The organism is Niabella sp. ZPM-14 (genome assembly GCF_055693045.2).
The window spans coordinates 4,531,121-4,539,125 of record NZ_CM181148.1 but is presented as its reverse complement, the minus strand read 5'-3'; the positions used below and the strand labels follow the sequence as shown (position 1 = coordinate 4,539,125).

5 protein-coding genes are annotated in these 8,005 nt (G+C 47.3%); 1 reads left to right on the top strand and 4 read right to left on the bottom strand.

Annotated features, from left to right (window positions below):
* Window positions 1–415: 415 nt before the first annotated feature.
* From ACU37H_RS19225 to ribD, 4 genes are all read right to left on the bottom strand, one after another.
* Window positions 416–1,027, bottom strand: coding sequence for a DsbA family protein (locus ACU37H_RS19225; protein WP_472706379.1), 612 nt, complete (start codon window positions 1,025–1,027; stop codon window positions 416–418).
* Between the two features lie 237 nt (window positions 1,028–1,264).
* The gene (clpB, locus tag ACU37H_RS19220; protein WP_472706377.1) at window positions 1,265–3,880 is read right to left on the bottom strand and encodes an ATP-dependent chaperone ClpB; all 2,616 of its coding nucleotides are present in this window, start codon (window positions 3,878–3,880) and stop codon (window positions 1,265–1,267) included.
* 228 nt (window positions 3,881–4,108) lie between these two features.
* Window positions 4,109–4,720 (bottom strand): IMPACT family protein, encoded by a 612-nt coding sequence (locus tag ACU37H_RS19215; protein ID WP_472706375.1) that lies wholly within the window; start codon window positions 4,718–4,720, stop codon window positions 4,109–4,111.
* A complete protein-coding gene (gene ribD, locus ACU37H_RS19210) occupies window positions 4,698–5,777 on the bottom strand; it encodes a bifunctional diaminohydroxyphosphoribosylaminopyrimidine deaminase/5-amino-6-(5-phosphoribosylamino)uracil reductase RibD (protein WP_472706373.1) in 1,080 nt (359 codons plus the stop codon). Before ribD ends, ACU37H_RS19215 begins: the two co-directional genes overlap by 23 nt.
* Before the next feature lie 222 nt (window positions 5,778–5,999).
* Between ribD and ACU37H_RS19205 the strand changes: the two genes are divergently transcribed.
* A complete protein-coding gene (locus ACU37H_RS19205) occupies window positions 6,000–7,922 on the top strand; it encodes a choice-of-anchor Q domain-containing protein (protein WP_472706371.1) in 1,923 nt (640 codons plus the stop codon).
* The last annotated feature ends 83 nt before the right edge of the window (window positions 7,923–8,005 follow it).

Here is an 8,005-nt window from a genome sequence, read left to right as displayed (position 1 = left end):
TGAAACAGCGAATTTATGGGTGCTACAATTTTTAAAAATTCAATAAAAACGTTCCAAAATCTGCCGGTCTACATACGACAAAAATAATTTAGACGGACGGCGAATATCCACATTTATTCAACATAAAAAAAATAATCATTGACATTTTTTTCATTAATGAGAATTTTGCACAAGCCACGAATAGCGCTTTCGAAATTATTCAATACACCGCCTTAAAGATTGCAAAAAAAAGCCTTCTTCATCAATCCTTCACATATATAAAATAACTTATGCACTTAGTGGATACTATATGATTAAAAACGATGAAACCCTTTACTGTAAAGGGTTTCATCAAACATATCATTTATTATCTATTGATCAGCGTATGGAATATTAAGTAGAAGTAGCAGTAGATGAGCGGCTTTGCGTCAAGCGTTTACTTCTTGGTTTTTGAAGCAGCGGTTGCTGCTTTTTTAGGCGCTGCTTTAGCTTTAGAAGACGCGGGCTTTTTACCATTTTTTAACGCAGCTTCAATCGCAGCGCTTAATGAAGCATAGGTCGGTTTTCCCTTCACCATCTCGTTGTTCACAAAGAAAGTAGGCACTTCTTTTACACCCCTGTCAAGCCCTTCTTTCAGGTCGTCCTGAACCTGCCATCCATAGGTACCGTTCACGAGCTCATCGAGGAAGTTTTTATTCTTTACACCGGCTTCTTTGGAGTGCAATTTTAAACTGGTAGTACCCAGGTTCCGGCGGTTTTGGAACAACTCATTATGCATTTCCCAGAACTTACCTTCCTGCGCCGCCGCGATGGCTGCTTCCGCTGCCTTAAGGCTGCGCTGATGGATCCTGGTCTGCGGAAAATGACGAAAGTTAAACTTTATTTTACCGTCGTAATCAGTTAAAAGCTGTTTCACTATCTCATTGGCTTTTGCACAATCCTCACTTTCATATTCTCCAAATTCCATCAACACAACAGACGCTTCCTTTTTACCTACAAAGATATCCTTAGGTTCAATGATTACTTCGTCGTCTTTTTTAACACTCATAAAGTTTACAATTTATTAGGCAAGTAATTCCCTATATTACACAAAACCAAAAACAGGTCAAATATAAGGAGTGGGTGATGATAATTATATTTTTCTCCGCACAAATTTTTTACTGATAGCGACTACGGTTAGCGGTATCAAAAAAAGAGAATTTCTGACCATTTCCACCAGGTTATTATAGATCAACTGTAAAATGTGCTCAATAATTATTCCAGTTCCACCACCCACTCGCTCCTATCAGATCCGCTTAGCTTCCTGCGCTTCATTGCGAAAAACCACGGTATTATCAAAAACATCAACCAGCACCGGCTGACTCTTATCGATATCACCCAACAATATCCGCTTGCTCAACTGGTTCACGATTTCTTTCTGGATCAACCTTTTCAAGGGACGTGCTCCAAATTGCACATCAAACCCCTGCTCGGCGAGAAACTCCAGCGCATAATCACTAAACTCCAGCTGCAAGCCACTATTTTGCAACACCTGCTTTTTCAAACCAGCCAACTGTATTTTGATGATATTGACGATATCTTTTTTGAGTAACGGATGGAACATCAGTATCTCGTCTACCCGGTTTAAGAATTCAGGCCGCACCGTTCCCTTCAGCAAATTCATTACCTGAACGCGGGCCCTTTCAGCCGCCACATCCACCGTTTTTTCTGTAACATCTTCAAAGGCTTCCTGGATCAAATGACTTCCTATATTGCTGGTCATGATAATGATCGTGTTCTTGAAATTAACGATCCGGCCTTTGTTATCGGTAAGTCTTCCATCGTCCAGCACCTGTAACAATACATTCCACACATCCGGATGAGCCTTTTCGATTTCGTCGAGCAACACTACGCTGTAAGGTTTGCGCCGCACGGCTTCTGTCAGTTGTCCGCCTTCGTCATAGCCTACGTAGCCGGGAGGCGCACCTACCAGCCTGCTGACCGTATGTTTCTCCTGGTATTCACTCATATCGATGCGGGTCATCATGCTCTCATCGTCAAACAGGTATTCGGCCAATGCTTTGGCCAGCTCTGTTTTACCTACACCGGTCGTGCCCAGGAAGATAAAAGATCCTATAGGTTTTTTCGGATCGCTCAGGCCGGCGCGGCTGCGACGGATCGCATCGGCAACGGCTGCAATAGCTTCATCCTGCCCTACCACTCTTTCATGCAAATGATCTTCAAGATGCAACAGCTTTTCCCGGTCGCTCTGCATCATCTTACTCACCGGGATGCCGGTCGCTTTGGCTACGCTTTCAGCAATGTCCTCCGCATCCACTTCTTCTTTTAGTAAGCGCTTTTCGGTATCCTCCTGCAGTTCCTTTGTCAGCCGGGCGATGCGCTCTTCTTCTTCTTTCATTTTCCCGTACCGGATCTCGGCCACTTTTCCATAATCGCCATTACGCTCGGCCTGCTCCGCTTCCACTTTCAGACTTTCGATGCCCGCTTTAGCATTTTGAATTTTATCTACTAACTCTTTTTCTTCCGACCATTTGGCCTTTAAGGTGTCACGCTCGACAGACAGATTGGCGATCTCCGTATTCAGCTGCTTCAGCTTTTCCTCGTCATTCTCACGTTTGATCGCTTCTCTTTCAATCTCGAGTTGGCGGATCTGCCGGTCAAGCTTATCGAGCTCTTCGGGCATGGAGTTCATTTCCAGGCGCAGCTTGGCGGCGCTCTCATCGATAAGGTCAATAGCCTTGTCGGGCAAGAATCTGTCGGTGATGTAACGGCTTGACAGCTCCACCGCAGCAATAATTGCATCATCCTTGATCCGCACATGGTGGTGCGTTTCGTATTTATCTTTTAAACCTCTCAGGATGGAGATGGCATCTTCAATCGAAGGCTCATCCACCATCACTTTCTGGAACCGGCGTTCCAGTGCCTTGTCTTTTTCAAAAAACTTCTGGTATTCATTAAGCGTAGTGGCCCCCACCGCACGAAGTTCTCCGCGTGCCAAAGCCGGCTTCAGAATATTGGCAGCATCCATCGCCCCTTCTCCCCCGCCTGCACCGACCAGGGTATGGATCTCGTCAATGAACAATATGATCTCACCATCGCTGCCACCCACTTCTTTCACCACTCCTTTCAAACGCTCTTCAAATTCACCTTTGTACTTGGCACCGGCGATCAGCTGGCCCATATCCAAAGCATAAATAATTTTCGACTTCAGGTTTTCCGGCACGTCTCCGTTCACGATCCGGTGTGCAATGCCTTCTGCAATGGCGGTTTTACCTACACCCGGCTCCCCTACGAGGATCGGGTTATTCTTCGTTCTCCGGCTCAGAATATGAAGCGTCCTGCGAATCTCCTCGTCCCGGCCAATCACAGGATCGAGCTTGCCCTGGCGCGCTAATTCATTCAGGTTTTTTGCATATTTGTTGAGCGCGTTGAACTCCTGTGTTTGTGTTTGTGATGACACGGTCGATCCCTGCCTCAATTCTTTGATCGCCGTGATCAGGCCTTTTGCAGTGAGACCTGCGTCTTTCAACAACTTACCGGTCGCATCATTGCCTTCAACAATGGCCAGCAACAGATGCTCTGGCGTGATAAATTCATCATTGAATTGCTTCAATGCCGCACCGGCTCTTAATACAACACTGTTCGCCTCCCGGCTGATCTGCTGCGCGGGCTCGCCGGATGACTTAGGCAGCTTGGCGAGTAATTCATTCAGTTTATTTTCGACGAGGTTCACGGTCACATTATTCTTTTTTAAAAGGTAATCTACCGGAGAATCCTCCTGGTCGAGCAAAGATTTTAACAAGTGCTCGGTTTCGATATTGGGATTGGAAGCGTTGAAGGCGATTTGTTGCGCCTGCTGAAACGCCTCCGCTGCTTTTATTGTAAAGTTTCCTAGATTCATAGTTTCTGCTTTTTGTACTATTTAATGGTTAGCACCGGTTCGGCCTGGGCATCTCCGTTGTGTGGAGCAGCAATAATCACGCTGAATTTCCGGTGACTGATAGATCTATGTTATCAAATTGATGTCCAGGCACCCTTTTCGTGCAAGGATGTCAGATTCAGCGGTTTAAATATGACTAAAATGCAGAGCAGTAGCGGTTTTCCTGAAATTTTTTCAGGGAAGCAGCGTTTAAGTCGCAGAGGCTTTGATCAATATGTCGCGGCTATCACCCAGCTTCATCAGGGTTTCGTTGAGCCGGTATTTAGGTATACCGATATCCATCGAACAAAAAAGCTGCAGCTCCTGCCTGAAAATCTCACAGTCAAATTGTTTGATGGCGGTCATAATATCGTTCATCTGGGTGTAATCAAACTGAAGGTGATAAGGCATCAACACCGGTTTTCTGACGAGCGGCATCACCTGCAGCACCATGGCGGCGACCGATTTATAGGCGTTGATCAGTCCGGGTACGCCCAGCAAAGTGCCTCCAAAATACCGGACTACGACGATCAGGATATCTGTGGCGCCACGACTGTCGATCTGACCCAGGATCGGTCTTCCCGCTGAGCCGGAAGGCTCGCCATCATCACTGACCCGAAATTGGTTAGCATCCAGGCCCAGCCGGTAAGCAAAGCAGTAATGACTCGCTTTAGGATATTGCTTTTTGATCTCGGCCAGCTTTTGTTTGCAATCGGCTGCCGTCTTCACCGGCACGGCGATGGCGATAAAGCGACTGCCTTTATCCTTAAATTCTGCAGTACCCATTGAATCGATCGTATTAAAATAGTCCGGTAGCTGCATGGATAAACGAGTTGCTTTTATGTTTAAAATATTGGATCTGGTCTTCAAATAAAGATTCGTGGCCTGTCGGCACATGGTGTTTAAGTTGAGGAGCGTCGAGTCCCTCTCCGATAAACTGGCTGCTATTCATGATCGTGATAGCTTCATCCCAAAGGTCCTGGTCAATAAAGCCCTGAAGCAGTTGACGCCCGCCTTCGACAAAAACACTTTGAATGTTCATGTTGTACAGCTGATGCATTGCGTCGGCTACCAGGTTTTTAGGGTCTATCTTAACATACATGATATTTCCGGCCACTGCGTCTTTCACTGTATTCAGCACTAATACTACATCGGTCGTATTGAATAAGCGGAAATCACGGGTGAGCTTCAGCCGGGGATCGAATACAATTTTCTTCGATGCGCGTCCAAACCAGAACCGGTTGTCAAGCAAAGGATCATCGTGTTGTACCGTATTAGCTCCAACCATAATAGCAGCGGTTTCACTGCGCCAGCGGTGCACTTTCCGCTGCGAATAGGCGTTGCTGATCATGAGCCGTTCGGTGCCGCTCCCCGCCATGAACCGGTCTGCAGTCTGTGCCCATTTCAAGAGGATGTAGGGCCTCCGCTTCTCGTGAAAAGTAAAAAAGGCTTTGTTCAGCTGCAGCGCCTGCTTTTCGAGCACACCGGTGATTACTTTCACACCCGCTTTCTTCAGTTTAGCGATGCCTTTGCCGTCTACCTCGTCAAAGCTATCCCTGCAGGCAATCACCACTTCGGGTATTTTATGTTGGATGATCAGATCAGCGCAGGGCGGTGTTTTCCCATAGTGTGCGCAGGGTTCCAGCGACACGTACAGCGTAGCTTTTGAGATCTTTTCCGCATGGTGTTGCAGCGCATCATTAATGCAGTTCACCTCAGCATGGGGGCCACCATATTGCTGGTGAAACCCCTCTCCGATGATCGTACCGTCATGCACCAAAACAGCACCTACAACGGGGTTAGGGGCTACCTGCCCCGCCGCTAACTGGGCCAATTGCAGGCAACGCTGCATATAGTGCTCGTGAACCGGTTCGTACATTTTTGCAAATGTAACTGTTTTAACTACTTGAATAGCTTATGGGCATACGGTTAACAGACCCGTAAAACGATCAGGAAAAACATTAATCATAATTAAAATATATTTTTTCAATTAATTATAATTTTATTTAATTTCGCCGCATAATGACGAAGAGCTTAAGACCAAACCAAAATAGCAAGACCTCTAATCCGTCATTCTGTTAAACACCTTATTAAATACAAAATGAGAAACCAAATTTTTTGTCTCGCATTACTTTTGTGCAGCACTACTTTATTGGCACAAACGACCCGCTATGTTAAAGCGGCTGCTACGGGCACCGGCGACGGGAGTTCCTGGGCCAATGCATCGGGCGACCTGCAAGAGATGATCAATCAATCATCCTCTGTGAGCAACGACCAGGTATTTGTCGCTGTAGGTACTTACAAGCCCAACCGCAGAGCAGACGCTACCGGCACCATTACGCCAAACGATCGCGACAATGCCTTTGTCCTGAAGTCGAACGTGAAGGTTTATGGAGGATTTGATCCTGACAATGGCATCGATGATCTGAGCGACACCCGCGTTATTCCCACCAGTGCAGGAACGGGCACCGGGTCAATCCTGAGCGCAGATCTGGGCCCGGTGAATGATACGACGGGTAATGCCTATCATGTGGTCACCAGTATCGGCAATGTAGGCACCGCCCGGTTGGACGGCTTTACGGTTAAAGACGGCAATGCAACGGGCAGCGGCAGTTTGACCATCAACGGCATAGCAGTTTCCCGAAACGGCGGTGGGGGCATCAACAGCCGTAATTCCGCTCCCGCGCTGGCCAATCTTGTGATTAGTGATAACTATTCGTTGAATGGTGGCGGAGGTCTGAGTTGTCCCGCATCTTCCTCTCCCAGGTTGATGAATGTTTTATTTACCAAAAACGTTACGCGCGATCGCGGCGGCGGGATGATGAGTACTGAAAGTTCATCCCCGGTTTTGATCAACGTCACTTTTCTTGAAAACACTGTGATGAGAACTGATGTTGGCCACGTACGCGGCGGCGGTTTATATAATGGCACCAACTCCTCTCCCACTTTGATCAACGTCAGGTTTATCGGCAACAAGGTCGTTTTAAACGCAGGCAATACCAATCCACGTGGTGGAGGGATGTACAACCTGAACAACTCGTCCCCGAATTTAACCAATGTGGTGTTTAGCGAAAATGAGGCGCCGGACGGTGGGGCTCTGTATAATGACGCTTCCTCGCCAAAGCTGACGAACACCACCTTCAGCAGAAACAAGGCCGCTAATGGCGGCGGTGCTATTTTTAACCGGTCTTCTTCGCCGAAGTTGTACAACACCATTATCTGGGATAATGAAGCTACCACCAACAGGAGTATCGGTAGCAATAACGCCACCTCAGCCCCGGATATCCGGTACAGCCTCGTGCAGGACTTGGACAATACAGCTAACGGAGGCTTAGATGGCACCAACACCAGCAACGCTCCGCAATTTGAGAACGCTACCAGCAATAATTACCGGCTGCAAAGTTCCAGTCCTGCTATCGACACGGGCAGCAACGACCTGTTGCCCGCCGACACACTGGACCTGGATAACGATGGAGTCACCCTGGCCGAAAAAATACCCTGGGACCTTGAGCAGGCCTCCCGGGAAATAGGAGACAAAGTAGATCTGGGTGCCTTTGAGTATAACGGACCTCTGCCGGTATACTTCGGAGCTTTGGATGCCTATATTAAGGGCAACACACTTTTCGTAAACTGGACCACGCTGCAGGAAATGAATAATTCCTTTTTTACTGTAGAGATATCCAAAAACGGAACGGATTTTATTCCGCTGGACAAAGTCTTCACCAAAGCTCCCCACGGTAACAGCAGCTCCCCCACGGAATACCAGTACCAGACCAGTACCGCCGGCTGGGCCGCTCTGTGGGCCGTGCCATTATTGCTGGCATTTGCAGGCATCGGAAATCCCGGAAGGAAGAGAATCGTCCTGTTGACCATATCGGCGCTGTTGGTCATTGCGGTTGGGACCGGATGCCGGAAAGAGATGTTCAATGCACCTTCTTCAAAAGTATTTGTAAGAATCGCTCAAACAGATATTGACGGCAAGGTGAAATACAGTAAAGTTGTACAGACGTTTATAAAGGATTAATATTGTAGGGACAATGTCCTTATTTGAGTCTTTGTTTGAAAGGCGGGCCAGTCGCCCGCCTTTCAAACTTTATTGAAGCACAC

What these genes read in the sequence shown, in the direction of transcription:
- ACU37H_RS19225 (WP_472706379.1), bottom strand. Translation starts at nt 1,027, where the DNA reads ATGAGTGTTAAAAAAGACGACGAAGTAATCATTGAACCTAAGGATATC.
- clpB (WP_472706377.1), bottom strand. Translation starts at nt 3,880, where the DNA reads ATGAATCTAGGAAACTTTACAATAAAAGCAGCGGAGGCGTTTCAGCAG.
- ACU37H_RS19215 (WP_472706375.1), bottom strand. Translation starts at nt 4,720, where the DNA reads ATGCAGCTACCGGACTATTTTAATACGATCGATTCAATGGGTACTGCA.
- ribD (WP_472706373.1), bottom strand. Translation starts at nt 5,777, where the DNA reads ATGTACGAACCGGTTCACGAGCACTATATGCAGCGTTGCCTGCAATTG.
- ACU37H_RS19205 (WP_472706371.1), top strand. Translation starts at nt 6,000, where the DNA reads ATGAGAAACCAAATTTTTTGTCTCGCATTACTTTTGTGCAGCACTACT.